Source organism: Acinetobacter pecorum (assembly GCF_014837015.1).
In the GTDB taxonomy this organism is placed as follows: Bacteria; Pseudomonadota; Gammaproteobacteria; order Pseudomonadales; family Moraxellaceae; genus Acinetobacter; species Acinetobacter pecorum.
On the sequence record NZ_JACSPT010000009.1, the window covers coordinates 13,484 to 39,531 of the forward strand.

Genomic DNA, 26,048 nt, shown 5'->3' on the forward strand with positions numbered 1-26,048 from the left:
GCCGTCAAATAATTGGTATTGTTCAATATCAAAAATATTATGCTGTTTCATTACAGTCTCGGTTCATTCAATGCAGCAGTCCTGAGTGTCAGGAGCCAAGCGTATGATCTTTGAATGGATGTCGGATCCTTCAGCCTGGGTCGGTTTACTCACATTAATTGTTCTTGAGATTGTACTCGGGATCGATAATCTGGTTTTTATTGCCATTTTGGCGGAGAAATTGCCGCCAGAACAGCGGAATGCCGCGCGGATTGTGGGCTTGATGCTGGCCCTGGTGATGCGCTTGATCTTGCTGGCTTCGATTGCCTGGGTGGTCACCCTGACTGATCCACTGTTCCACATTTTTGATCATGCTTTCTCGGGCCGAGATCTGATTCTATTGTTTGGTGGGGTGTTCCTGCTGTTTAAAGGCACCATGGAACTGCATGAGCGTCTGGAAGCCAAACCAGTCATCAAAGAAGAAAATCCGGTCCATGCGGTATTCTGGATGGTGATTGTGCAGATCGTGGTACTGGATGCCGTTTTCTCATTGGACAGTGTGATTACTGCGGTTGGCATGGTCAAAGACCTGTCAGTCATGATGATTGCCGTGATTATTGCCATCGGGATTATGCTCTGGGCATCCAAAGCCCTGATGGATTTCGTTAACAGACATCCGACCGTGGTGATTCTGTGTCTGGGTTTCCTGATGATGATCGGCTTCTCGCTGGTAGTCGAAGGCTTCGGTTTCCATATTCCGAAAGGTTATCTGTATGCTGCAATTGGCTTCTCGGTGATTGTCGAATTTATTAACCAGACCATGAAACGCAATCAGGAAAAAATGGTGACCACCACCGACATGCGCTACCGTACTGCTTCAGCAGTGATGCGGATGCTGGGTGGCAAACCTGCTCAGGACAATGATTCTTCTGAGCCGGAAGATGTTCTGGCGACGCGTGCCTTTGCTGATGAAGTCTTTAATGATGAAAACGGCATTTATCACAGTGTCATGGTGCAGGGGGTACTGGGTCTGTCGGAACGGCCGGTCAAGTCGGTGATGACGCCACGTCCTGAACTGGAATGGATTGATCTGGACAATGAGCCCGACAGTATCAAAGAACAGTTATTGCAAATGAGCCATTCACGTCTGATCGTTGCGCGTGGTGAACTGGATAATATTGCCGGGGTGGTACTGACTCATAAAGTCCTGAACGAATACATTGAAACCGGGGTGCTGGATTTTGAAAAGCACTTACGTGAACCGGTGATCGTGCATGAAAATGCCCAGGTCCTGATGGTGATGGAGCAATTGCGTCAGGCTCCATTGCAAATGGCGATTGTCCTGAATGAATATGGTTCGATTGAAGGGATTGTCACGCCAATTGATATCCTTGAAGCAATTGCCGGTGAATTCCCGGATGAAGATGAGCTGCAAGCTGCTGCAGAAAGTCTGGAAGATGGCAGCCTGATTCTGGATGGTTCCACCGATATCCGTCATGTTTCCTTATTGCTGGATCGTGATCTGGTCAATGAAACTGAAGAATATTCCACCCTGTCCGGTTATGTATTATTCCATATGGCACGTTTACCGCATAGTGGTGAAAAATTTGAAGCAGATGGACATATCTTTGAAGTGGTCACCATGGACGGCCATAAGATCGATAAAGTACATATCATTCCGCTTCCTGCGCAGGAATAGACTATAGCAAAGGTTCGGACGCAAAAATTTGCTAAAATAGCCCGCATTGTCGGGCTATTTTTATGGAACTGAAATGTCAGAAGCATGTCCATGTGGACAAGGTGAATATCACAGCTGTTGTCAGCCCTTACATGCAGGACAACGGGTCGCAGAGACTGCGCAGCAACTCATGCGTTCCCGTTACAGTGCCTTCGCGAAGCATGAAATCGATTACATCAAAACCACCACCGCGCTGGGTCAGCAACAGGCCTTGGACTTGCAGGCAATTAGCGATTGGAGCAAAGCCAATCAGTGGTTAAAGCTTGAGATTGTTCAAGCCGATGAAAAATTGGATAAAAATCATGCATTGGTTGAGTTCAATGCTTATTATCATGATGGCAAGCAGGCACAGATACATCATGAAGTTTCACATTTTGTGAAGCTGGAAGGTCGCTGGTATTTCCTGGATCCGACCACGGATCACACCCTCGGCATGAAACAGCCCTGTATTTGTGGTTCAGGTAAAAAATTTAAGCAATGTTGTGCCGGATTCTTATAACTTTCACATAGATTTAGCTTAGAATAGCCGCCATCTCAAAGCCTCAGGTGGAAGCAGGGCGATGTTACTGACCGTTATCTATATTGTTGCAATTACCGCTGAAGCCATGACCGGGGCACTGTCTGCTGGCCGGCGCAGTATGGACTGGTTTGGCGTCATGATTATTGCCTGTGTCACGGCACTGGGTGGTGGTTCGGTTCGCGATGTCCTGCTTGGGCATTATCCCTTGACCTGGGTCAAGCATCCCGAATATCTGATACTGACCTGTTGTGCAGCTTTCGTGACGATCCTGATTGCCAAATGGATGCGGCATTTGCGCAATATCTTCCTGGTGCTGGATGCCTTAGGCCTTATCGGCTTTACCATTATTGGTTGTCAGATTTCTCTGGAAATGGGACATGGCTTTGTGGTCAGTTCAGTTGCCGGGGTTTTGACTGGGGTATCTGGCGGGATTTTGCGTGACATTTTATGTAATGATGTGCCGCTGGTATTCCGTCGTGAACTGTATGCCAGTATTGCTTTTGTGTCAGTAATCTTTTACTGGTTGTGTAGTTATTATGGTTTGTCACAAGACGTCACCATTCTTTCTACCCTGATCTTTGGTTTTAGCTTACGTCTGATCGCCATTTATTTTGGTCTGGAAATGCCAAAATTTATTTATAAAGATGATGATGAGCAATCTGCATCCTCCAAAGACGAATCTTGATTTTTTCATTGACATGAATGCGGTAATAAAATCACCGCATTGTGCTTAATTCGTAGTATAAAAAATATAAAGCAGCCCATCTGTTGAGAAAGCAGCATCTCCCGTTCCACCTGATCAGAGATTTTTGTTATGGATCTAGTTTCTCGCATACAACGCTTACCAATTGGTAAGTTTCATTATACCTTGCTGGTGGTGATTGGACTGGGCTGGATGTTTGATGCAATGGATACCGGATTAATTTCCTTTATTCTGGCAAAAATGGCTGAAGACTGGCAGATGACTGCAGATCAGAAGAGCTGGGTGGTGTCGATCGGTTTTGTTGGCATGGCGATTGGGGCGATTTGTTCTGGGGGACTGGCTGACCGGTTTGGGCGTAAAACAGTCTTTGCTGCAACGCTGGTCATTTATAGCCTGGCCACGGCAGCCTGCGCTTTTGCACCGAATCTGACCTGGCTGCTGGTCTTCCGTTTTATTGTCGGTTTGGGCCTGGGTGGCCAGTTACCCGTGGCTGTGACGCTGGTCAGTGAATATATTCCGGCCCGGGTGCGAGGCCGTTTTATTGTCCTGCTGGAAAGCTTTTGGGGGCTGGGCTGGTTAGTTGCAGCTTTAGTATCGCGCTTTGTCATTCCTGATTTTGGCTGGCAAACCGCTTTTCTGATTGGTGGCCTGCCTGCGCTGTATGCAATTGTGATCTGGAAAATGATACCGGAATCTATTCCTTTCCTGATTAACCGTGGCCGTATAGACGAAGCCTCGGCACTGGTTAAAAAGATTGAGCGTCAATGTGGCGTTCAAGTCTATGAAATTTTTGAAGTGAAACCGGTCGCAGAGAAGCAGAATATTTCATTTTCCCAGTTATGGTCGGGTATCTTTGCGCGCCGTACGCTTATGCTCTGGCTGATCTGGTTCGGTATTATTTTTTCCTATTATGGCATCTTTACCTGGTTGCCAAGCTTACTGGTCAAAGAAGGCTATAGCATCGTCCAGTCATTTGAGTATGTACTGATTATGATTCTGGCGCAGTTGCCGGGTTATCTGGTGGCAGCCTGGCTGGTCGAAAAGCTGGGTCGTAAGCCTACTCTAGCCGGTTTTATTGGCATGTGTGCGATCTCGGCCTATTTCTTTGGCCAGTCGGGTAGTGTTGCTGAAATCGTGATTTGGGGCTGTCTGATGTCCTTCTTTAATCTGGGTGCCTGGGGTGTGCTCTATACTTATACGCCGGAACAATATCCGACCAATATCCGTGCCTTTGGTTCAGGCTGGGCCGGTGCAGTGGGCCGGATTGGCGGTATTGCAGCGCCTTTTGCCGTAACCCATCTGATGGGCATGCCGAATGGCTTTAGCTATGTCTTCACCATGTTTACTGGAGTTCTGGTCGCTGTTGCCCTTGTGATTCTGGTTTTGGGTGAAGAAACCAAAGGCAAGACCCTGGAATCGATGGGCTTATAAAGTGAATGATTTTTTAGTTGCTTGAGGCCTATAAAGTGGATATTTTTAGGCCATAAGACACAAATTGTCGCGCTGAGCTATTTGATGCCCTTGTGTCATCCCCAGCCGCGACATAGCATAAGAAACATTGATACAAAAACGAATTATTTAGGACTATAGGTTGTTATGACAAGCCTTGCGCATCATGCGACAGAAAACCGCTCCGTAGCAGAATTTACCGAACAAGCTTATCTGAATTACGCCATGTACGTGATTATGGATCGGGCACTCCCTCATATCAGCGATGGCCTGAAACCGGTACAGCGCCGGATTGTCTATGCCATGAGTGAGCTGGGCCTGAAATGGACCAGCAAACCAAAGAAATCGGCACGTACTGTGGGTGACGTACTGGGCAAATACCATCCGCATGGTGACTCGGCCTGTTATGAAGCCATGGTACTGATGGCACAGCCCTTTAGTTACCGCTATCCGTTTATTGAGGGACAGGGCAACTGGGGTTCTCCGGATGATCCGAAGTCTTTCGCAGCCATGCGTTATACCGAAGCCAAACTGTCTCAATACAGCGAACTATTGTTATCTGAACTGGGTCAGGGCACCTGTGAATGGCAGGACAACTTTGACGGTTCGATGAAAGAACCGGTGAACTTGCCAGCACGTGTACCGAATATCCTGCTGAATGGTACCACTGGCATCGCAGTCGGGATGGCCACTGACATTCCACCGCATAACCTGCGTGAAGTAGTCAAGGGCACCATTGCCCTGATTCGTAATCCGAACCTGACCGATGAAAAAATCGCAGACTATATTCCTGCACCGGATTTGCCGACCAAAGCCGAAATTATTACTCCTCCTGCTGAACTGTTAAAAATTCAGACTACAGGTCGTGGCAGTTATCGCATGCGTGCGGTATATACCATAGATAAAAACGAAATTATTATCACTGAACTTCCATATCAGGTGTCAGGCTCCAAAATCATTACCCAGATTGCCGACCAGATGCAGGCCAAGAAACTGCCTTTAGTCAGCGATGTACGGGATGAATCGGATCATGTCAATCCAACCCGTTTAGTGATTGTTCTGCGTTCCAACCGCATTGATGCAGAAGCAGTCATGAGCCATCTGTTTGCGACCACAGATCTGGAATCCAGCTATCGTGTCAATATGAACATGATTGGTGCCGATGGCCGTCCACAGGTAAAATCGATTCGTCGTATTCTGCTGGAATGGATTGAAATCCGTAAAACCACGGTAACACGTCGTCTGCAATACCATCTGAACAAGATCGAAAAACGCCTGCATATCTTGGGTGGTCTGATTATTGCATATTTGAATATTGATGAAGTGATTCGGATTATTCGTGAAGAAGATCAGCCAAAATCGGTATTGATGGCGCGTTTTGGCATTGACGAGATTCAGGCTGAAGCCATTTTGGAACTCAAGTTACGTCATCTGGCCAAGCTTGAGGAAATGCAACTGCGCCGTGAACAGGAAGAACTTGAAGCGAAAGCTGCGGTGATTCGTGAACAGCTGGCCAATCCGGAATCCTTGAAGACCCTGATCATTTCTGAACTAAAAGAAGATGCCAAGAAATTTGGTGATGATCGCCGTTCGCCAATCGTACAGCGTGCCGAAGCTGCTGCGATCAATGAAACTGAAATGTTGCCTGCCGATCCGGTGACGGTAGTGTTATCTGAAGCTGGCTGGATTCGCTGTGCCAAAGGTCATGAAGTGGAGGCTGAAAATCTGAATTTCCGTGCCGGTGACCAGTACTTGAGTCATGCTCAAGGCAAGTCCAACCAGCGGGTCTATGTGATTGATGATACCGGCCGTAGCTATGCCTTACCAATCAATAGCCTGCCATCGGCACGTGGTCTCGGTGAACCACTCAGTTCAAAACTTTCTCCTGCCAGCGGAGTGGGTTTTAAACAGGTTCTGGTGGCTGATGACGAAGCTGAAATTCTGGCCATCAGTAGTAAAGGGTATGGCTTTAAAACCCAGGCCAAGCAGCTGGATACCAGTGCCAAAGCCGGGAAAGCTTTCCTGAATTTATCTGAAGGAGCTGAAGTGATGAACCTGCAGCTACTCGAAGATGCCACGCATGTTGCACTGCTCAGTTCGGCAGGGCGCCTGTTAATTGTCGATTTAGCAGAGTTGCCGGTGTTGAATAAAGGCAAAGGAAATAAATTGATACAACTTGAGGCTAGTGATCAAATTTTGTCCATGACACTATTGAAGCTTGATGAAACAATTCAAGTGCTTGCAGGACAGCAGCAGTTAAAATTAAAAGGGGATGATTTGCAAAAATATCTCGGCAAACGTGGTGCAAAAGGTCAGCTTTTACCACGCGGATACCAAAAAGCAAATAAACTGTTGATTCAAAGATAAGACTAGCATCCATCCTGTAAAATACGTTATATATGAACAACGATTCGACAAGATGGATGCAATATTGCACATATACAAGTCTAAAAACGGCGTGTGATATTGAAAAAAACAGTTGAAATACTAAGGATTATGATTGGAGAGATGGCCATTATGGAAAAAATTTGGTTTGCTGAATACCAAAAAACAGGGATTCCAGAAACAGTAGAATTACCACCAGAAAATACTTCTCTAGTAGATATTTTTGAACGTAATTTCCAAAAATTCGGCTCGCGTGATGCCTTTATCTTTATGGATAAGGCCATGACTTTCAATGAATTGGAAGAGGCGAGTCGCAAATTTGCAACTTATTTACAAAGCTTGGGGTTGGCAAAAGGTTCACGTGTTGCAGTGATGATGCCAAACGTGCTTCAGTATCCGGTCGTGGCACTTGGGGTGTTCCGCGCAGGTTTGGTACTGGTCAACGTGAATCCACTCTATACATCACGTGAACTTGAGCATCAATTGAATGACTCAGGTGCTGAAGTTCTGGTGATCATTGAGAACTTTGCATCTGTTTACCAGGCGATTATCGGTAAAACACCAGTGAAGCATGTTGTAGTAGCTTCTGTCGGTGACATGCTGGGTGCCTTGAAAGGAACACTGGTAAATTTTGTACTGCGTTCTGTGCGCAAGCAGATTCCAGCATGGGATATTCCAGGCCACGTCAAGTTCAATACCGCTTTAAATAAAGTTAGCCCGAACAATTACAAGCGTCCTGAACTAGGCCTAAGCGATACGGCTGTACTGCAATATACGGGCGGTACCACAGGCGTATCTAAAGGTGCTGAACTGACGCACCGTAACCTGGTCGCGAACCTGTTACAGTGTGACGGTATTTTCCAGAGTAAATTTGGTGCGCAAGATGGTCAGCCAGATGACCGTATTTTCTGTGCCTTGCCGCTTTATCATATCTTTGCGTTTATGGTGTGCGCACTGTATGGCATGTACAAAGGCCAAGCGAATGTCCTGATTCCGAACCCGCGTGATCTGCCGGCAGTGATGAAAGAATTACGTAAATACCAGCCGACTTTCTTCCCGGCAGTGAATACACTATTCAATGCGCTGGTAAACAATGAAGAGTTCAAACAGCTTGATCATAGCAAGTTAAAAATGGCAATGGGCGGTGGTATGGCGGTACTTCCTTCTACTGCAGCAGCATGGAAGAAAGTCACCGGAACCAATATTGTTGAAGGTTATGGCTTGTCTGAAACCTCTCCAGTCGCTACGGCAAACCCACCTGCATCTGAAGAATTTAGTGGCACCATTGGTATCCCGTTACCATCAACCGAAGTTGCTATTCTGGATGATGAAGGCAATGAAGTTCCATTGGGCGAGCAAGGTGAAATTTCAATCCGTGGTCCTCAGGTCATGAAAGGCTACTGGAACCGACCAGATGAAACTGACAAAGTGATGGTTAATGGCTTCTTCCGTACCGGTGATATCGGTGTGATGGATTCACGTGGTTATGTAAAAATCGTAGACCGTAAGAAAGACATGATTCTAGTTTCTGGTTTTAACGTTTATCCATCTGAGATTGAAGAAGTACTGGCAACCCATCCAAAAGTACTGGAAGTGGCTGCGATTGGCGTACCAGATGAAAAATCAGGTGAAGTGCCGAAACTGTTTGTGGTGAAAAAAGATCCATCTCTAACCACAGAAGAGGTTTTGGCATTTGCTAAAGAAAATCTCACCGGTTATAAACGTCCACGTTATGTCGAGTTTATGGATGAATTACCAAAATCGAATGTAGGTAAAATCCTGCGCAAAGATTTACGTAAATCTGCCTAAATTCTGTAAAAAAAAAAGCGCCGTCAGGCGCTTTTTTTAATTTGGACTTTTTATTTTTTCATTAACCAGCGGTCAAAATAAGGGCGGCCTACTCCGACTACTCCCAAGAAAATAAACATGGTACCGAACTGGCGGGTAAATCCGGTTTGATTAAAGCTGCCATAACTTAGAATATTATCTAGCAAGCAATAAACCAGGATTGCGATCAACCAGTGCCAGAGAGGCAGGCGCTTGATCCCTACAGCATAAAAAGAAATCCATAGAAGAGCAAAGGTGAAGATCGGTGACCAGATGTTCATATTGGCACAAATGACGGCGATCAGAAATGCCACAATCGGCAGCACAATTTTTAATACGCGATCCACTTGACGTTGATGCTGGCGTTGTTTCTCGAGGACATCGAACATTTCATTTTGATCAGGTGTGACCATAGTGAATCCTTAACAAGTAATAAAAAGCACTCTATTTAACAAAATTTATTCACGAAATGCCATGCTATGATAGGGATAAAATTTTATGAGAAAAAACAGATGCACAGCATTAGTGGGATTATCTATCTCATTTTAGCCGCTTGTCTTTTGCCCTATGTATTCACATTGATTGCAAAAAAAACTGCAGGCTTTAGCGCCAAAGACAATCAGCATCCACGGGAATTTTTAGAAAAGTCTTCAGGACTAGCCAGTCGTGCCAATGCTGTCCAGCAGAACAGTTTTGAAAGTTTACCACTCTTTATTGCTGCGATCTTGATGGCAGAATATATGGTGGTGCCCCAAGAGTTGGTCATGACGTTCGGTATTGCCTATCTGGTTTTTCGTACCTTGTACGGAATTTGCTATCTGGCCAACTGGGCAACTCTACGTTCTATTGTATGGTTGCTCTCGATGTTATGCCCGGTGGCTTTATTGCTGCTGATCATCAAGATCGTTTAAGTCAGCAAGTCAACGGACATATTTACAGTTCGAGATTTAAAGTCTAAAAATTTCTTTAAAACCCGTTATAATTGTCGCGGTTTTTTAAAAGATATAACTTGTTAAAGAGTGATGCTATGAGCTACAGCAATATCCCAGCGGGTAAAGATGCGCCAAACGATATCTATGTGATCATCGAAATTCCTGCAAATGCAGCACCAATCAAATACGAAATCGATAAAGATTCTGATGCGTTATTTGTAGACCGTTTTATGGGTACAGCAATGTTCTACCCAGCAAACTACGGTTATGTACCAAACACCCTGTCACTTGACGGTGACCCATTAGACGTACTGGTGGTAACTCCGCATCCGGTCGAACCAGGTTCTGTGATTCGTTGCCGTCCTGTGGGTAAGTTGAACATGGAAGATGACGGTGGTATTGATGCGAAACTGGTTGCAGTTCCACATGATAAACTGACGCCGATCTACAAAGATGTTCAGGAATATACGGATCTTCCTCCATTACTGATCAGCCAGATCGAACATTTCTTCCAGCATTACAAAGACCTTGAACCAGGTAAATGGGTTAAGCTTAGTGGTTGGGACGGGGCTGATGTTGCAAAACAGGAAGTTATGAGTTCAATTGAAGCTTATGCAGAAGCAAATAAATAATTGCTTTTTGTTCATTGGGCTTTAAATTTTTAAAGCTTGGTATAAAAAAACCTGCACATGATGCAGGTTTTTTTATGGCTTGAATTTCGCGTGAATTAGAATAATTTCACAGGAATGTCTAGCCAGATACGCCATTCGTTGGTGTCACCAATATAGCTAGATTGATAGTCATCACTCGCCCGGTAATAAGAGTGACGTAAGCGTAAGCTTGCATCTTTCAGGTGACCGGATTGAACGGTATATTTAACCTGGTTAAAAAATTCATGTTCCTGAGCATTGCTGGTGATTAATTCAGCGCGGTTATCCGGATTCGCAACATGGATATCCCAGCCATAAACAAAAGCCGTGGTCCAGTTTAAACCTGGAATGCCATGATTTTTGAAGTTATAGCTGTACTGTAGCTGAGCAGATTTTTCCTTATTGCCAATAAAGTCAGAAAGGTAAGAGTTTGGAAGGTACATGCTCTGACCGCCATCAGCATTTTCACCATAATCGTAACCAACATTGCCTGAGTTTTGTTGGTAAGCCAGCATGATATTGTGCACGTCTTTGTTATAGGCACTTGAAACCGCCCAGATTGTATTATGACGGTCTGCCAGATCAGTCGTGGTCTGAGAGTAGGTATTGGCATCCTTGTCAAACTTAGTATGATATCCACTCAAATCTAAAGTTAAAGATGAATCATCTTTCAGGTCATGGGTAGAGTTGACACTCGCATAATGACGTTCCAGTTTATCTTTAACATCAACTCCATAATAAGAGGAGTTAAGGTGGTCATTGAAGTCGTATTTTGCACCCCAAACTACTGCACTTTTCAGATGACGGCCATCAGTACTAAGTTGATCTGAATATTGGTCTTTGGTGAATTTACCTGCTGTAAGCTTCAGCTTGTCTATTTCGTTACTTGTGACCAGTACCCCGGTAAAATACTCGGGAACCAGACGTGCGGTATTACTTGCGAGTACAGGAATATCAAGAACCTGAGTACCATAAGTAGCTGTCGTACTAGAAACACGAGCTTTCACATATGCCCCACCACGTGCCCAGGTACTATAAGGATCCACCCGGCCTTGGGCATCTTTGGCACCATTATTATGCAGGGGAATCATGTTATTCCCCGCGTGTGCATTTTTGCCTATCTTGAAAGATGCATCACCGATAATACCTGCACCAAAACCAACTACACCTTTAGTAAAGCCAGAGTCCAGTTTAACTATCGCCGTTTGAGCAGATGAGCGTGTATCCGCTACACCATTCTTTTTGTCACGGCTTAGAAAACCGGTGCGGAATAAAACCGTACCGTCAGCACCTTCAACAAAACCTTTAGCTTCAGCTTGTTCATTGGCATACACAGATGACACCAAAGCAGCTTGAATCATAACGATCAATGTTAATTTTTTTATATTTTGCATTGGGAGATGACCTTATACAAACTAGTAGAGAATTTTTAAGAATTGTATAAGAATTGATGGAAAAAATGTCATTTTTTATTGCAGATCTTCTATTAAAGTCTAATTTTTTTAACTCAAATTAAAAAATAGCGAAACTTAACGAAAATGGATTTATAACCATTTGGTAAAAAATTAATATAAACAAAAACCTGTTAGAAGGTAAAACTTATCTTTTTAAGAATGCAAAATAAGAAGAAATGGCTTTTATACTGAATAATGTGTAAAAAAATATGATCAAAAAATATGCACGGTTTTTTGGCATAAATTTTAGTTCTTCTAAAAGAAGAATCAAAATAGGGCAAGTTGTAAATAATTATGTATAAGCCTTAAAAAACAAAGGAATGGTGCTCAAATCTTTTGAGTCAAGAAATCACCTAGCACATACTTTTTAGAATAATTTAAATTTTAATTTAAAAACAGAAGCTTATATATTAATTATTTTGTGGGTTTTATTGTTTCGAGTTTCCTTTATTCAGATTGGCATAGCTCTTGCAGTTTCGAGCTTGAGTTTAATCAATGACCATAAAAAACGTCTCAGACGATCTGGGGGAGTCACACAATGAAATCAACATTAAAAGTATTATCTCTTGCTTTATTGGGCGCTGCATCTTCTTTTACTTTTGCTGAGGAACCGGCTGCTGAACATACGGTATCTGGAAATATCAGCGTACTTTCAAGCTATAACCTGCGTGGTATTACCAATACGCCAGAAAATAAGGGTGCTACTTTACAGGGGGGACTGGACTATAACCATGCTTCTGGTTTCTATGCAGGCTGGTGGGGTTCGACATTAGACTATGGTGATGATTTGCCAAATGCCTTTGAAAATGATTTTTACGCGGGCTATAACGGTTCAATCAATGAAGACTGGGGTTATACAGCGGGTTTAACTTATTATTACTATTATGATATTGGCAATACAGGCTCAAATGGTTTTGAAACCATGCTGGGTCTGACGTACAAAGATTTTGGTGTGACTGCTCAAACATTGCTTGAAGATCTTGATTGGGGTAATGCAGGGGATACTTATCTTAAAGGCACCTATAGCTATGCACTGCCAAAAGATTTTAGTCTGGATACTGCACTTGGCCTATATATTTATGCCAAAGATGGCGACATAAAAGGAACAGAAAACAGTTTCGGTTTCCGTCATTTCGATATCGGTCTAAGCAAGCCACTTGCTGATACAGGCATCACCGCCAGCATGAATTATATTTTTGGTGGTTATAACCGTTTTGAAGATAAACAGAAAAATAAAGTGGTATTAGGACTAGGCTACAGCTTCTAATCTTTGGTGTTTAAAAAAGGCGATCTCAGGTCGCCTTTTTTAATATTCTAAATCTGCTGCTGCCCGCGATAAGATAAAGCCTCCGACAGATGCTGGCTTTGGATATCGGGACTTTGATGCAAATCGGCAATGGTACGTGCGACACGCAAGACCCGATGATAGCCTCGGGCTGACAAATTTAATTTTTGCTGCGCCAGTTCAAGCATATTCTGAGCAGACTGATCTAATGCGGCATATTGCTCTAGCTGCTTCGGACTCAGACTCATATTCAAGGTGTTTTGCCGTTGCATCTGAATTTCATAAGCGGCAATGACGCGTTGTCTGACCGTTTCCGAGTTTTCTGTAGGTCTATTGTCCTGTAACTCATGCGCCTGTAATGGCGGTACATCAATATGCAAATCAATCCGGTCCAGCAGGGGGCCTGAGATCCGGTTCTGATAACGCTTAATACTTTCAGGCGAACATTGACAGCGGATATCCTGATTAAAGGCATAGCCACATGGGCATGGATTCATAGCAGCCACCAACTGGAAATTGGCGGGAAAAGTAATCTGGCGTGATGCCCGGGAAATGACAATTTCCTTTGCCTCCAAAGGCTGCCGTAAGACTTCCAGAACTTTGCGGTCGAATTCAGGCAGTTCGTCCAGAAATAAAACCCCTAAATGCGCCAGGGTAATTTCTCCTGGCTTGGGATGTGAACCACCACCGACCAGTGCCACGGCAGAAGCAGTATGATGCGGAGCCCGAAACGGGCGTTGCCCAAAAGGATGATTGGCATTCGCCACTGAATAGATACTGGCGACTTCCAGATTTTCCTGGGTCTTTAAAGGCGGTAAAATACTGGCCAATCGGGAGGCCAGCAAAGTCTTGCCTGTTCCAGGCGGACCACGAAACAGCAGGGAATGACCACCTGCTGCAGCAATTTCTAAAGCACGTCGTGGTCGTAATTGTCCTTTTACATCCGCAAGATCAAACTTATAAAAATGGTCTGTAGCAAGTGAACCGGATTCTATCTGCTGCAAGGACTGTGTCTGGGAAAGATGTTCACACACCTCTTTCAGATGATTGGCTGCGAAGACTTTAAAATCAGGGAGCTGACAGGCTTCCTGGGCATTTGGGCCAGGCAGGATCAGTTGATGCTGATCACTCTGACAGGCAATCGCAATACTCAGGGTTCCACTGACCGGACGTAATTGACCATCAAGGGCCAATTCTCCAATAAATTCAAGATGCTCGGTGCAATCTTCTGGGAGCTGGCCTGAAGCCACTAAAATGCCTAAAGCAATCGGTAAGTCCAGACGTGAGCCATCTTTTGGCAGATCTGCTGGCGCCAGATTAATGGTGAGACGTTTGGTGGGGAATTGAAAGCCGCTATTTAAAATAGCCGACCGTACCCGGTCTTTACTTTCCCGTACTGCTGCTTCTGGAAGCCCCACAATAGTGAGTGAAGGCATGCCCGAACTGACATGAACCTCGACTTCTATTAAAGGTGCATGCAGGCCAAGCAAGCCTCGCGTATAAATTTTGGCAAAAGACATTATTGTTGTTCCAATTTGGTGCGTTATTTTTATAAGTCTGGTGTCTTTTTTGCACTGTACTTGTGCTTATTTTTTGTTCGAAATCTTTTCTTCTAGTGCCTCAACCTGTTTGAGCAATTCATCCAGACGATAATTGGCTTTATTTAGGGCAGTGCGTTGACGTTCAATTTCTTCTTTAGACACCAGATCCATTTTAGCCACAGCTTCATTTAACAGGGCACGGAGATTATGTTCCAAATCTTTCTTAGGTTGTTCGACTTGCTGCATAATTGCTTGTAATAAGGTTTCAATCATCGTCTGATCCATTGCCATAGAAAGGAGCGCACAGTTTAGCATTGCTAAAATGCAGACTATAGTATTTCAGATAAAATATAGACTTATTCGGGCAGAGATATTGTAAAAATCCACATAAAAAATGTCTATTTTTTGAAGATTCAAGGACTTTATAAGTATAAAATAAGGTATAAATAGACCACATGCCGAGCTTTCTAATTTCCCCCGACCTTAGGGATCTTGGCATGAAATTTGAACGTAAAACCTTACTGGTGAAATAAGCCGAAGGAAAACAAACATGAAGCTCGTAACTGCAATTGTAAAACCTTTTAAATTAGATGATGTGCGCGAAGCATTGTCTGAAATTGGTGTTCAAGGCATCACTGTAACTGAAGTGAAAGGCTTTGGTCGTCAAAAAGGCCATACTGAACTCTATCGTGGTGCTGAATACGTTGTAGATTTCCTACCGAAAGTCAAAATTGAAATTGCCATCAGCGATGACATGGTTGACTCAGTAATTGAATCTATTACCCGTGTGGCTAGCACTGGAAAAATCGGTGACGGAAAAATTTTCGTAACTAACTTGGAACAAGTCATCCGTATTCGTACAGGTGAAACAGGGGCAGACGCTGTCTAACTTGGCACGAAGTTTGCTGGGTACCTAATAACTCACAAAAACTTGGTTGGGGGATACGATGAAAAAAATGCTACTCGCGTTCGGCATGGCCGGCGCTCTTTTTGGTGGTTCTGTTGCATGGGCTGAAGAAGCTGCAACAGCAACAATACCAACAGAAGAAATTGTGCTTGTTGAAGAAGCAGGCGATACAACACTAAATACAACAGAGACTACAGCAGTCATTGCTGAAGCAGCGCCAGTCGAAGCCGTAATACCTGCAGAAGAAGAACCAACGCTAGATACTGGTGATACCGCCTGGATTTTAACCTCGACCGCTCTGGTTTTATTGATGACCATTCCTGGTTTGGCGCTATTTTATGGCGGTATGGTCCGCAAGAAAAATGTCCTGGCGACCATGGCACATAGCTTTGTTGCTGCTACAGTGGTCAGTATTGCCTGGGTCATTATTGGTTATACCCTCGCTTTCGGGGAAGGTAACGCCTTTATAGGTAGCCTGGATAAATTCATGTTAGCGGGAATCACCACAGAAGCACTTTCGGGCACGATTCCTGAAATCCTATTCGTGATTTTCCAAATGACTTTTGCCATTATTACGGTTGCCATCATCAGCGGTTCGATTGCAGAACGTATGAAATTTGGTGCTTTCGTTGCTTTCATCGCACTTTGGGTGGTGATTGTCTATGCCCCAATTACCCACTGGGTGTGGGGTGGCGGCTGGTTAGGTAACGATGGCGCGCTTGATTTTGCTGGTGGTACAGTCGTACATATCAACTCGGGTGTTGCTGGTCTGGTAGCGGCATATATGCTGGGCAAACGTATGGGCTTGGGCCGTGAATCTATGGCACCACATAACCTGACCCTTACAGTGATCGGAGCATCTTTGCTCTGGGTGGGCTGGTTCGGTTTCAATGGTGGTTCTGCATTAGGTGCAAACGGTTCTGCAGGCTATGCCTTGATCGTGACTCAAGTGGCAGCAGCAGCAGCAGCTATCTCTTGGTTAATCACTGAAAAACTGGTGCGTGGTAAAGCTTCTGTACTGGGTGGCGTATCAGGTGCAGTTGCAGGTCTGGTCGTGATTACTCCTGCTGCAGGTTTTGTGACCGTAGGCGGTGCGCTGGCGATGGGTCTGATCGGTGGTGTGGTGTGTTTCTGGGGGATTACAGCACTGAAACGCGCATTGAAAGCCGATGACTCTTTGGATGCTTTTGGCCTGCATGGCGTAGGTGGTATTGTAGGTGCGATTTTAACAGCCTTCTTTGCCAGCGAATTCATCATGGGTGACAATGCCCCTGCCAATGTCATGCATCAGCTTTGGGTGCAAGTGGAAGGTGTGTTGGCGACAATTGCTTACTCTGCGATCATGACCTTCATTATCCTCAAAGTCATTGACTTGATCATTGGAATCCGTGTGACATCTGATGATGAGCGTATGGGACTGGATTTGAGCCAACATGGCGAACGTGTCGAATAATAATAACTATCTCATAATCAATATATAGTGTAAAACGGCCCGAATGGGCTGTTTTTTTTCTATATGTTGCGTAAAGCTCTACAAAGTTTGTAATTTTTGCTACACTCGGAAATCATCTGGATTTGCTCAATTAAACCGCTATGCATTGCCCATTTTGCAATACTGCAGACAGTAAAGTGATTGATTCACGCCTGGCAGCTGAAGGCTGTCAGATTCGTCGTCGTCGTGAATGTGTCAGTTGTAATGAACGCTTCACTACCTTTGAAAGTTATGAAGTGGTGATGCCACGTGTCATCAAGTCAGATGGCAAGAATGAGCCTTTTGATGAAGCCAAACTACGTCGCTCCCTGATGCATGCCTTGCAAAAACGCCCGGTGACCCAGGAACAGATTGAAACCGTGCTAAGTGATATCCAGCTACAGATTCGCCGTCTGGGGGAGCGTGACGTGAAATCACGTACCATCGGTGAAATCGTGATGCAGTCTTTATTTGCTCTGGATCATGTTGCCTATGTACGTTTCGCTTCGGTTTATCAGGATTTTCAGGATGTCGAAGCTTTTCGTCATCAGATTGAACAGATGCAACAACGAGAATTACACGAATAAACATGGCTGAATTGAATCAAGATCGAATCTGGATGCAGCGTGCCATTGAATTGGCTCGTCAGGGGCAATATTCCACCAAACCGAATCCGAATGTCGGCTGTGTCATTGTTAAGGATGGCATCGTGATTGGTGAAGGCTTTCATCCCCAAGCCGGTCAGCCACATGCTGAAGTCTTTGCGCTGCGTCAGGCCGGTGAACAGGCACGTGGTGCAACCGCTTATGTGACTTTAGAACCTTGTGCGCATTATGGCCGGACACCGCCTTGTGCCAAAGGCTTGGTTGAGGCAGGCGTGGCAAAAGTTATTGTTGCCTGTCCTGATCCCAATCCGCTGGTGGCCGGCAAGGGTGTACAGATCCTGAAAGATGCCGGGATCGAAGTCAAGGTTGGTATTTGTGAAGATGAAGCGCATCAGCTGAATCAAGGTTTCCTGAAGGCTATGGCAACCGGCCAACCTTATGTGCGTTTAAAAATTGCCTCAAGCCTGGATGGCCGTACCGCGATGGCATCGGGTGAATCAAAATGGATTACCGGTGTGGAAGCACGTCAGGATGTACAGCACTGGCGTGCGATTTCAGGCGCGGTGATCACCGGGATTGATACGGTTCTTGCGGATGACTGTGAACTGAATGTGCGTCAACTGGACGGGATTGAAGATATCAAGACCGTGGTGCAACCAAAACGGATTATTCTGGACCGTCAGGGGCGTTTACCACTCAACGCAAAAATTTTAGCGCAAGCCGACACCGTGATGGTGATGGGGCCATTTCGTCAGGAGCTTGCAGAACTGGGTGTGCTACACTTGCCGGTACAGCCTTTAGCAGAATTATTAAAGCAACTGGTTCAGCAACATCAGATTTACGATGTGTTGGTGGAAGCAGGAGCCACTTTATCTACGGCATTTTTACAACAAAAATTGGTTGATGAACTGATCAGTTACGTTGCACCAACCCTATTAGGCCAGTCTGCGCGTACCATGTTTAATGCAGAATTCAGCCGTATGGCCGAACAACTCCGATTTAAGCTGCGCGATGTGACTCTCTTGGGTGATGACGTGCGCTTCAGGCTAATTCCTTTTCAAGAGACACTATGAGTTCAGAGCCTACGGTTTATCATAAACGTCGCCATGCGGCGCGTACCACCGATGAATATCTTTTCCATCAACTGGTTCCTTATCTGGGCAATAAGCGCCGTTTACTGCATTTGATTCTGGAAGCTCTGGAGAGTACAGGAACCCTGAAACGTAGCGATGGTCGTGCGCCAATCTTTGCTGATTTTTTTGCCGGTTCAGGTGTGGTTTCACGTTTGGCCCGCCAGAATGGTTATCGCGTGATTGCCAATGACTGGGAACCGTATAGCCATGCACTGAATCATGCGGTACTGGCCTGTACGGAAGCACCGGCATTTAAAGAGTTGGGTGGCTATCAGAAAGCCATTGACTACCTGAACCGTCTGCCTGAAGTCAAAGGCTGGGTCACGCACAACCTCTGTCCACGTAATGATGAAATCTATGATCCAGCCCGTGACCGTTTGTTCTTCAAACGCCGTAACGGCATGCGTATTGATGCGATTCGCCAGCAGATTGCCGCCTGGCAGGCCCAAGGTGCAATTGATGATGTGGAAATGTCTGCCTTGCTGGCCCCTTTGCTGTATTCAGCCAGTTTTGTCAGCAATACGTCTGGTGTTTTCAAAAGCTTCCACCATGGCTGGGGCGGGAAAACCCAAACTGCGCTGGAACGGATTGAATCATTGCTGTGGCTGACCCCAAGCCGTTTTTGCGAGTCGGATCAGAAAAAGGGAATGGCCGCAGAAATGTGGTGTGTCGATGCCCAGCATCTGGCCAACCAGATGAGCGGCTTTGAAGTGGATGTGGCCTATCTGGATCCGCCATATAATCAGCATGCGTATAGCAGTAATTATCATGTGTTGAATGCATTGACCTTATGGGATCAGGTCGATTTGCCAACCCCGGACACCAAAGGCTTTAAGAGTGGGATTGACCGGGCATGGCGCAAAGAGCGTCCGAGCCAGTACAACTCCTCTAAATATGCCAAAGAAGCCTATGAGAGCCTGCTGGCCACCATCAATGCGCGCTTTATTCTGACCAGTTATTCAACCGACGGGAATATCAGCGCCACCGATTTATTACAGGCCAACCTGAAACGTGGCCGGGTCAGCTTGCTGACCCAGGATGTACCGCGTTATCGTGTTAGTAAACAGCGTCAGTCCGAACGTGCCCGCGTACTGGAATTTATTGTGATTACCGATACCCACGCCAAGTCGGGTCCGCCAATCCGCCAGTTACTCAGCCAGCTGCATCATTATGCAGAATTGGGCGGTGTGGATACGACCGGCGTTAGTACCCAGTTGGCACTCTGGTAAAAGAATTGAAAAGGAAATAAAAATGTTTACAGGTATTATCGAAAGCCTCGGCAAAGTTGAAAGTCTGCAAAGCGTTGGCGGTGATGTACGTTTGCGGATTCAGACTGATCTGGACATGTCCGATGTACATCTGGGTGATTCTATTGCGACCAATGGTATCTGCCTGACCGTGATCGACTGGGGCGAGAACTGGTATGCGGCTGATGTTTCCCGTGAAAGCCTGAACCGGACTACACTGGGTAACTGGAAAGCAGGCCAGCCTGTCAATGTCGAAAAAGCCATGCTGCCGACCACACGTTTTGGTGGTCATATTGTGTCAGGTCATGTGGATGCAGTCGGCGAAATCACGCTGGTTCGCGAAGACGCCCGCTCGATTTATTATGAAGTGACGGCACCGGCCGAAATTGCCAAATATCTGGCAGAAAAAGGCTCGGTTACAGTCGACGGCATCAGTCTGACGATTAATCATTTGCGTGGCAGTATCATTAGTCTCAACCTGATTCCGCATACAGCGGAGCGGACCAATATCGGTACCTGGAAGGTGGGAACCAAGGTCAACCTGGAAGTTGATGTGCTGGCACGTTATATCGAACGTTTATTGCTGGGTGATAAAGCAGCTGAAACCACTGAACAATCGAAAATCAGCATGGATTTTCTAGCTGAAAACGGTTTCTTAAAATAAGAAAAATGTTGATTTACTGAACAGTCTGATTGAAAAATTAGACTGTTTTTTTATTTTTCGGGATAATCAGCAGTTCAACTTGCAAATATTGCCTGGGTGGACGGGTCGAATGCTCGATTTTTTACTTAACTTGGAACAGTCATTGCCGCTATTGCTCGATCAATACGGGGTATGGATTTATGCAATTCTGTTTCTGGTGATTTTTGCAGAAACCGGTTCTGTATTCTTCTTTTTTCTGCCGGGTGACAGCTTGTTACTGGCTGTGGGAGCGTTATGCGCCAGCAGTGATATCGTGACCTTGCATTCCATGGGGCTGTTGCTATTTACTGCTACAGTGCTGGGTTATAGCGTGAATTATTACACTGGGAAAGTTCTTGGTTTAAAATATTTCAATCAGCATTCACGTTTTTTTAAGCCAGAATATATGGTGAAAACCAATCACTATTTTATGAAACATGGTGGTAAAACTATCGTTATTGCGCGTTTTATTCCCTTTGTTCGCTCATTTGGCCCTTTTGCTGCAGGATCCGCCCATATGAGTTTTGCCACATTCAGCTTCTATAATATTGTGGGGGGTATACTCTGGATTGGCACTTTATTAAGTATTGGTTATCTGCTCGGAAATGCCGCTTTTATGCTGGCCGACTTTTTCTAGGATAAAACTAAAAAAGCCCGAATGTTCGGGCTTTTTATGTGAAAGGATGATCTAACTATTGCTTGGTTGATCAGAAAATTCAGAGTTTTGAATGATATACTCAATTTCTTCTTTGGCTGCAGCACGCATTTTCTCTCTAAGTGCATTGACTGTTTGTTCAATCACCGCTTCTGCCTCAAGTTCCAGGCGTAAACGCACACTTTCTAATTCGGATAAAATGTTCTGATCCTCAATCTGGATGCGGCCTTTGGCAAAGTCAAAAGTATGCTCAGGGTTTTTCTGAAAGCGGTCAACATAGTGCTGCACTTCAGTCTTTAGCTGCATATTAATTTCAGCAAGCATTTGGGTCTGTTCGCTCAATTTTCGCTGTTCTTCAAGACGTAACTGTTCTTGATAGGCCTGTTCCTCGGCACGCTTTTCGGCCAAAGCTTTTTCGAGTGCAAGCTGTTTGCGAATACGGGCTTCTTCAATCAATTCGGCCTTGCGCTGCGCATAGGCTGCTTCAATCTTGCGTTCAGATTCCTGCTGCAAGCGCTGCTCACGACTCTGCCATTCTTCCAAAGACGTTTCAGGTTTTAAAATATCGCAGATACGAGAGAGGTCATCGATAAAGGTCTGACGTACAGCTTCCGGCACATTTAACCAGCGCTGTTTAAAATCGGGACCTACATTTAATGCCACGTGCCTCTCCTTATGAATAATATCGGTTAAAGCTTATGGGTGTTTGGCTCAATGCCTAAACGACGATACTGTTTGAATTTTTCACGGCCCTGCTGTTTAGCCGTTTCTTGGTTTTCAATAATCTCAATAATGTGACTAAATTTCGCGTAAGGTTCAAGTGCTTCCGGATTAAAATTGAAAATAATCCAGTCAGACTCTTCAGGTAGCCTTGCCGAAATACAGACAGTGGCCTGAGGCTGGTCAATGCCATGGGGAATAAAACTGCCTGGATCAAAGCTCCACAGGCGTTCATCCAGCTGTTGCTGCAATTCGGCATTAGCACACAGTAACCAGATCCGCGCCGGCTGGCGCAGAATCTTGCGGCATAAACGGCAAGCGCTATCCACTTGCCGTTCAGGGCTTTTCTCAAATAAATAAAAGCTGACCTTAGCCATTCGATTGAACGCGGTTGGCCAGGAATTGCATTAATAATGGGACAGGGCGGCCGGTTGCGCCTTTATTGGTACCTGAGTTCCATGCCGTGCCTGCAACATCCAGATGTGCCCAGCGATATTCACGGGTAAAACGTTGTAAGAAGCAGGCAGCAGTCACAGAACCGGCTTTTGGACCACCGATATTGCCAATATCTGCAAATGGTGAGTCAAGCTGTTCCTGATAGTCGTCCAGTACCGGCATACGCCATACTCGGTCAAACGAATCTTGGCCGGCAGTTTCCAGCTCTGCTGCCAGTTTATCATCTGGTGTGAACATACCGGTTAGCACTGAACCTAAAGCGACCACACAAGCACCAGTTAAAGTTGCAATATCAATCACTAAAGCAGGATTGAAACGTTTTACATAAGTCAGGGTGTCGCATAGCACCAGACGGCCTTCGGCATCGGTATTCAGGATTTCGACGGTCTGACCACTCATTGTGGTCACGATATCGCCAGGACGGGTGGCTTTGCCTGAAGGCATATTCTCTGCTGCAGCAATGGTACCTATGACATGCAATGGTAAGCGGGACTCACACAATGCACGCATCGTGCCGAGCACAGAGGCTGCACCGCACATGTCGTATTTCATTTCGTCCATGCCTGCGCCTGGTTTGAGAGAAATACCGCCGGTATCAAACGTAATGCCTTTACCTACCAGCACGACCGGTGCTTCGCTACGCTCTGACTGATACTCTATGCTGATAATACGGCCCGGACGCTCTGAACCCTTACTTACTGCAAGGAAGGCACCCATGCCTAAATCTGCCATCTGCTGTTCGTCCAGCACCGTGACTTTAAGCAGGTCTGGATATTCAGCGGCCAAAGCCACCGCCTGTTCTGCAAGATATTCAGGGAAACAGATATTGCCTGGACGGTTACCTAGGTCACGTGCCAAGTTTTGTCCGTTCTGCACTGCTTGTACCAGTTGCAACTGTTCGGTAGTTAATACGCTATGGGTGGCAATCAGGTCGATCTGCTCAAGTACAAATTCATTTTTCTTGGATTTGTATTCATCATAACCATAGCTGGCCTGAGTTAGAAACAGGGCAAACAGATAATGGAATTCTTGTGGAAGCTGGTTCAGGTCTACAGAAATCTGTTTGAATTTTTTTTGAGTGGCCTGAATAATAGTCTGTGCGATTTTTGCAAGTTTGGCCGGTTGCAGTTCAGCAACTTTGCCCAAGCCGATCAGTGCGGCATGGCTAGACTGACTTACCTGACCAATTAGGCTCAGGCTTTCGGCCAATGCTGCCTTGAATTGAGAGGCTTCAATTAATGTGTCTAAATTATTGATTTGATAGGTTGCTGTTGTATTCTGAAGCTGTTCTGAGTCAACTAAAATCAACAAAGATTGACTTGATCCATTCTCTGGGAATGACGTATTAATTGTAAGTTTCATATTCTGTTTTCACGCCTGTCTAGATTGGTAAATCATTCAGTCATTGAAACATTTATCTGAATAGATTTTCAATGGGCTGAGCGGCTTAGGTTTTATATTTTTGCTATTCGGGTAAACTAGCACTCGTTTTATAGACCTTATTTTGGAAGAATTAATTTGATTATTCGGCGTTATCTGGTCAAGCAAGTTATCTCGACATCCTTGGTGGTGATTGCCTTATTGACTTTGATCATGATGGGTGGTCGACTGATCAAGTATTTTGGGGTCGCTGCACAAGGCCGTCTGGATGCAGGCATTCTATTTAGCATTATTGGCTACCGGCTGCCTGAATTCTTGACCCTGATTCTTCCACTCGGTTTCTTTATTGGACTGATGCTGGTTTTTGGCCGTTTATATGTCGATCATGAAATGGCCGTCCTGAATGGTAGTGGTGTCAGCCGGCATCAACTGGCGCGCTTGCTAGTGCCGATGACCCTGGTATTTTTGATTGCTCAGGCGGGACTCATGCTCTGGGCTGCACCTTGGGGAATACGCCAGTTTGAAGCCCTGACCACCAGTCAGGCGGTACGTACCGGTTTTGATCTGGTACGACCCAAAGAATTTATCTCTTCCGGACCCTATACCATTTATGCGGGTGACCTGTCTGAAGACCGTAAAAACTTAAAAGATATATTCTTCTATCAGCGCGCGCAAAAAGAAGGCAAGCCGGATGTGATGATTCTGGCACAGGAAGCGACCCGAATCGAAATACCAAATGATGCTGCCAATGTGGTAGATCTGGTCCAAGGGCGCCGTTATGAGATTTATCCGGGTACGCCGCAGTATACTCAAGCTGAATTTGAAAGTTATCGTCTGCGCCTGGAAAGTAATGAAGAAGTAGAGTTTGCCAGTACTGATGTTGAAGCCTTGCCGACTTCGCAATTATGGAAGAACCGTCAGGATCCTGTGGTGGCTAGTGAACTGGGCTGGCGGGTGTTTGTGCCTTTTGCCATTCTGATTGCCCTGATCCTGGCTGTAGCCTTGTCTGAGGTAAGTCCACGACAGGGTCGTTATCTTAAGTTATTTCCTGCCCTCATGATCTTTGCCAGTCTGATTGTGGCCCTGATGGCAGTAAAGACCCGGATCAGTAAACAGGAAATGGGAATCTGGGCCTATCCATTGATCCTGATTGCCTATGCAATTGCAGGTGCCTTGTTCTCACGTAAACAGAAATTGGGTCCGAAAATCAAGAAACAGATTCAGCGAGTGAGGTCTTAACAATGTTGGCACGTCGTATAGTTGCAAAACATGTGACCCAAACCACTGCGCTGGCCATGCTGGGTGCAACCGCGGTATTGGCGGGTTTACAGGTTTTATTCACTTATCTGGGTGAGCTGGGCTCACTCAAAGAAGGCTATGGCGCCTGGGATGCCTTGAAATATGTACTCTGGGAAGCGCCGAAATATTTGTATGAAATCCTGCCGATTTCTGCACTGATTGGTGCAGTATTGGGATTGGGCACATTAGCTTCGAATAGTGAGCTGATCGTGATGCGTTCGGTGGGTGTAAGCTTATGGCGTATAGTCGGCTGGGTCATCCGTTCAGCCCTGTTGCTGGTGGTGTTGTCTTTTGCCTTAAGTGAGTGGGTGATTCCGTATACCACTGAACAGGCTAAAAGCGTCAAGAGTGCCAGTAAAGCCGCTCAACTCGGTGAAGTCCGTGGTTACTGGACCCGCGAAGGTCAGCGCTTTATTTATATCGATTATGCCAACTCCAAAGGTCAGCTGAAAAATGTGCAGATGCTGGATTTCGATGACAATTACCGTTTACGTGGCACTTTAGAGGCTAAAGAGGGTGAGTTTGTCAAAGATGGAGCCTGGAAATTAAACAGTACCGAACAGTTTGATATTTTAAAAGATGGCAATGCGACTCTGGTGCAACATGCTGAACAGCCACTGGCTCTAGCCTTGCAACCGAAATATGTGCATATGGTGACGATTGATCCAGAAGATTTATCGCCAAGCCAGCTAGTGAGCTTTATGAGCTATATGCATGAATACAGCCAAGTGCCTAAAACCTATCAGTTGGCCTTCTGGCAGAAAGTCGGTTCCCCATTTGCCCTGATCGCTTTGGTAGTGATTGCCTGTTCGTTTATTTTCGGGCCGTTGCGTCAGCAATCTATGGGTTTCCGTCTGGTGATCGCCTTATTTGCCGGACTGGGTTTCTTCTATCTGCAGGATTTCCTCGGTTATGCCAGTCTGATTTATGCACCCTCACCAGCCTGGTTCGTATTTATTCCCATTCTGATCATGTTTGGTATCGGAGGATATCTGCTGCATCGGGCACGCTAAATCACAGGGAAATAGAA

At 45.4% G+C, this 26,048-nt stretch carries 25 protein-coding genes; 18 read left to right on the forward strand and 7 right to left on the reverse strand.

The genetic code is table 11. The features are described 5' to 3' along the window. The first annotated feature begins 103 nt into the window (after window positions 1-103). From H9629_RS08245 to H9629_RS08270, 6 genes are all read left to right on the forward strand, one after another. Window positions 104-1,678 carry a TerC family protein gene (locus H9629_RS08245; RefSeq protein ID WP_144723664.1) on the forward strand — a complete coding sequence of 525 codons (1,575 nt, stop codon included), beginning with the start codon at window positions 104-106 and terminating at the stop codon, window positions 1,676-1,678. Window positions 1,679-1,751: 73 nt separating this feature from the next. Next, window positions 1,752-2,216 (forward strand): YchJ family protein, encoded by a 465-nt coding sequence (locus tag H9629_RS08250; RefSeq protein WP_191730900.1) that lies wholly within the window; start codon window positions 1,752-1,754, stop codon window positions 2,214-2,216. Between the two features lie 61 nt (window positions 2,217-2,277). Beyond that, the gene (locus H9629_RS08255; RefSeq protein ID WP_064094683.1) at window positions 2,278-2,922 is read left to right on the forward strand and encodes a trimeric intracellular cation channel family protein; all 645 of its coding nucleotides are present in this window, start codon (window positions 2,278-2,280) and stop codon (window positions 2,920-2,922) included. 129 nt (window positions 2,923-3,051) lie between these two features. Beyond that, entirely contained in the window at window positions 3,052-4,371 is a 1,320-nt protein-coding gene (gene niaP / locus H9629_RS08260; protein ID WP_191730901.1) for a niacin transporter NiaP, read from the forward strand. A gap of 165 nt (window positions 4,372-4,536) precedes the next feature. After that, a complete protein-coding gene (gene parC / locus H9629_RS08265; RefSeq protein ID WP_064102340.1) occupies window positions 4,537-6,756 on the forward strand; it encodes a DNA topoisomerase IV subunit A in 2,220 nt (739 codons plus the stop codon). Window positions 6,757-6,906: 150 nt separating this feature from the next. Next, entirely contained in the window at window positions 6,907-8,583 is a 1,677-nt protein-coding gene (locus H9629_RS08270) for an AMP-binding protein (RefSeq protein WP_064095170.1), read from the forward strand. 50 nt (window positions 8,584-8,633) lie between these two features. Here the strand turns inward: H9629_RS08270 and H9629_RS08275 are convergent, their stop codons facing one another. After that, entirely contained in the window at window positions 8,634-9,014 is a 381-nt protein-coding gene (locus H9629_RS08275) for a hypothetical protein (protein WP_064102341.1), read from the reverse strand. 99 nt (window positions 9,015-9,113) lie between these two features. Here H9629_RS08275 and H9629_RS08280 point away from each other — a divergent pair, with 99 nt between their 5' ends. Continuing rightward, a complete protein-coding gene (locus H9629_RS08280) occupies window positions 9,114-9,512 on the forward strand; it encodes an MAPEG family protein (RefSeq protein WP_191730902.1) in 399 nt (132 codons plus the stop codon). 116 nt (window positions 9,513-9,628) lie between these two features. Further along, window positions 9,629-10,165: an inorganic diphosphatase gene (gene ppa / locus H9629_RS08285; protein WP_064094678.1), complete on the forward strand. Its 537-nt coding sequence runs from the start codon at window positions 9,629-9,631 to the stop codon at window positions 10,163-10,165. A 95-nt stretch (window positions 10,166-10,260) separates the two neighbouring features. On the opposite strand, the gene H9629_RS08290 is transcribed toward ppa, so the two are convergent. Further along, the gene (locus H9629_RS08290; RefSeq protein ID WP_064094677.1) at window positions 10,261-11,577 is read right to left on the reverse strand and encodes an OprD family outer membrane porin; all 1,317 of its coding nucleotides are present in this window, start codon (window positions 11,575-11,577) and stop codon (window positions 10,261-10,263) included. Window positions 11,578-12,175: 598 nt separating this feature from the next. On the opposite strand from H9629_RS08290, the gene H9629_RS08295 reads away from it, so the two are divergent. Continuing rightward, a complete protein-coding gene (locus H9629_RS08295) occupies window positions 12,176-12,904 on the forward strand; it encodes a TorF family putative porin (RefSeq protein ID WP_144723540.1) in 729 nt (242 codons plus the stop codon). 47 nt (window positions 12,905-12,951) lie between these two features. On the opposite strand, the gene H9629_RS08300 is transcribed toward H9629_RS08295, so the two are convergent. Further along, window positions 12,952-14,442 (reverse strand): YifB family Mg chelatase-like AAA ATPase, encoded by a 1,491-nt coding sequence (locus tag H9629_RS08300; RefSeq protein WP_144723542.1) that lies wholly within the window; start codon window positions 14,440-14,442, stop codon window positions 12,952-12,954. 66 nt (window positions 14,443-14,508) lie between these two features. Continuing rightward, window positions 14,509-14,736: an accessory factor UbiK family protein gene (locus H9629_RS08305; RefSeq protein WP_064095169.1), complete on the reverse strand. Its 228-nt coding sequence runs from the start codon at window positions 14,734-14,736 to the stop codon at window positions 14,509-14,511. Between the two features lie 277 nt (window positions 14,737-15,013). On the opposite strand from H9629_RS08305, the gene glnK reads away from it, so the two are divergent. The 7 genes from glnK to H9629_RS08340 all read left to right on the forward strand — a co-directional run bounded on the left by glnK (window position 15,014) and on the right by H9629_RS08340 (window position 21,145). Then, window positions 15,014-15,352, forward strand: a complete 339-nt coding sequence (glnK, locus tag H9629_RS08310) for a P-II family nitrogen regulator (protein WP_005094485.1) — start codon at window positions 15,014-15,016, stop codon at window positions 15,350-15,352. 58 nt (window positions 15,353-15,410) lie between these two features. Then, window positions 15,411-16,823: an ammonium transporter gene (locus tag H9629_RS08315; protein ID WP_191730903.1), complete on the forward strand. Its 1,413-nt coding sequence runs from the start codon at window positions 15,411-15,413 to the stop codon at window positions 16,821-16,823. 140 nt (window positions 16,824-16,963) lie between these two features. Continuing rightward, window positions 16,964-17,428: a transcriptional regulator NrdR gene (gene nrdR, locus H9629_RS08320; RefSeq protein WP_064094673.1), complete on the forward strand. Its 465-nt coding sequence runs from the start codon at window positions 16,964-16,966 to the stop codon at window positions 17,426-17,428. A 2-nt stretch (window positions 17,429-17,430) separates the two neighbouring features. Beyond that, the gene (gene ribD / locus H9629_RS08325) at window positions 17,431-18,519 is read left to right on the forward strand and encodes a bifunctional diaminohydroxyphosphoribosylaminopyrimidine deaminase/5-amino-6-(5-phosphoribosylamino)uracil reductase RibD (protein ID WP_064102346.1); all 1,089 of its coding nucleotides are present in this window, start codon (window positions 17,431-17,433) and stop codon (window positions 18,517-18,519) included. Further along, the gene (locus tag H9629_RS08330) at window positions 18,516-19,808 is read left to right on the forward strand and encodes a DNA adenine methylase (protein ID WP_191730904.1); all 1,293 of its coding nucleotides are present in this window, start codon (window positions 18,516-18,518) and stop codon (window positions 19,806-19,808) included. The genes ribD and H9629_RS08330 overlap by 4 nt, the downstream gene beginning before the upstream one ends. Before the next feature lie 22 nt (window positions 19,809-19,830). Next, the gene (locus tag H9629_RS08335; protein WP_191730905.1) at window positions 19,831-20,490 is read left to right on the forward strand and encodes a riboflavin synthase; all 660 of its coding nucleotides are present in this window, start codon (window positions 19,831-19,833) and stop codon (window positions 20,488-20,490) included. Window positions 20,491-20,599: 109 nt separating this feature from the next. Further along, window positions 20,600-21,145 carry a VTT domain-containing protein gene (locus tag H9629_RS08340; RefSeq protein ID WP_064094669.1) on the forward strand — a complete coding sequence of 182 codons (546 nt, stop codon included), beginning with the start codon at window positions 20,600-20,602 and terminating at the stop codon, window positions 21,143-21,145. Window positions 21,146-21,196: 51 nt separating this feature from the next. Here the strand turns inward: H9629_RS08340 and blhA are convergent, their stop codons facing one another. From blhA to H9629_RS08355, 3 genes are read right to left on the reverse strand one after another with little or no spacing between them, the layout of a single operon-like run. After that, window positions 21,197-21,826 (reverse strand): cell division protein BlhA, encoded by a 630-nt coding sequence (gene blhA, locus H9629_RS08345; protein ID WP_064094668.1) that lies wholly within the window; start codon window positions 21,824-21,826, stop codon window positions 21,197-21,199. Window positions 21,827-21,852: 26 nt separating this feature from the next. Beyond that, window positions 21,853-22,260, reverse strand: coding sequence for a DNA polymerase III subunit chi (locus H9629_RS08350; protein WP_064094667.1), 408 nt, complete (start codon window positions 22,258-22,260; stop codon window positions 21,853-21,855). Next, complete coding sequence (locus H9629_RS08355) at window positions 22,253-23,701, reverse strand: leucyl aminopeptidase (protein WP_064102348.1); 1,449 nt, start codon at window positions 23,699-23,701, stop codon at window positions 22,253-22,255. Before H9629_RS08355 ends, H9629_RS08350 begins: the two co-directional genes overlap by 8 nt. A 156-nt stretch (window positions 23,702-23,857) precedes the next feature. On the opposite strand from H9629_RS08355, the gene lptF reads away from it, so the two are divergent. After that, window positions 23,858-24,958, forward strand: coding sequence for an LPS export ABC transporter permease LptF (gene lptF, locus H9629_RS08360; RefSeq protein ID WP_064094665.1), 1,101 nt, complete (start codon window positions 23,858-23,860; stop codon window positions 24,956-24,958). A 2-nt stretch (window positions 24,959-24,960) separates the two neighbouring features. Continuing rightward, window positions 24,961-26,031 (forward strand): LPS export ABC transporter permease LptG, encoded by a 1,071-nt coding sequence (gene lptG, locus H9629_RS08365; protein ID WP_064094664.1) that lies wholly within the window; start codon window positions 24,961-24,963, stop codon window positions 26,029-26,031. Window positions 26,032-26,048: the final 17 nt, after the last annotated feature.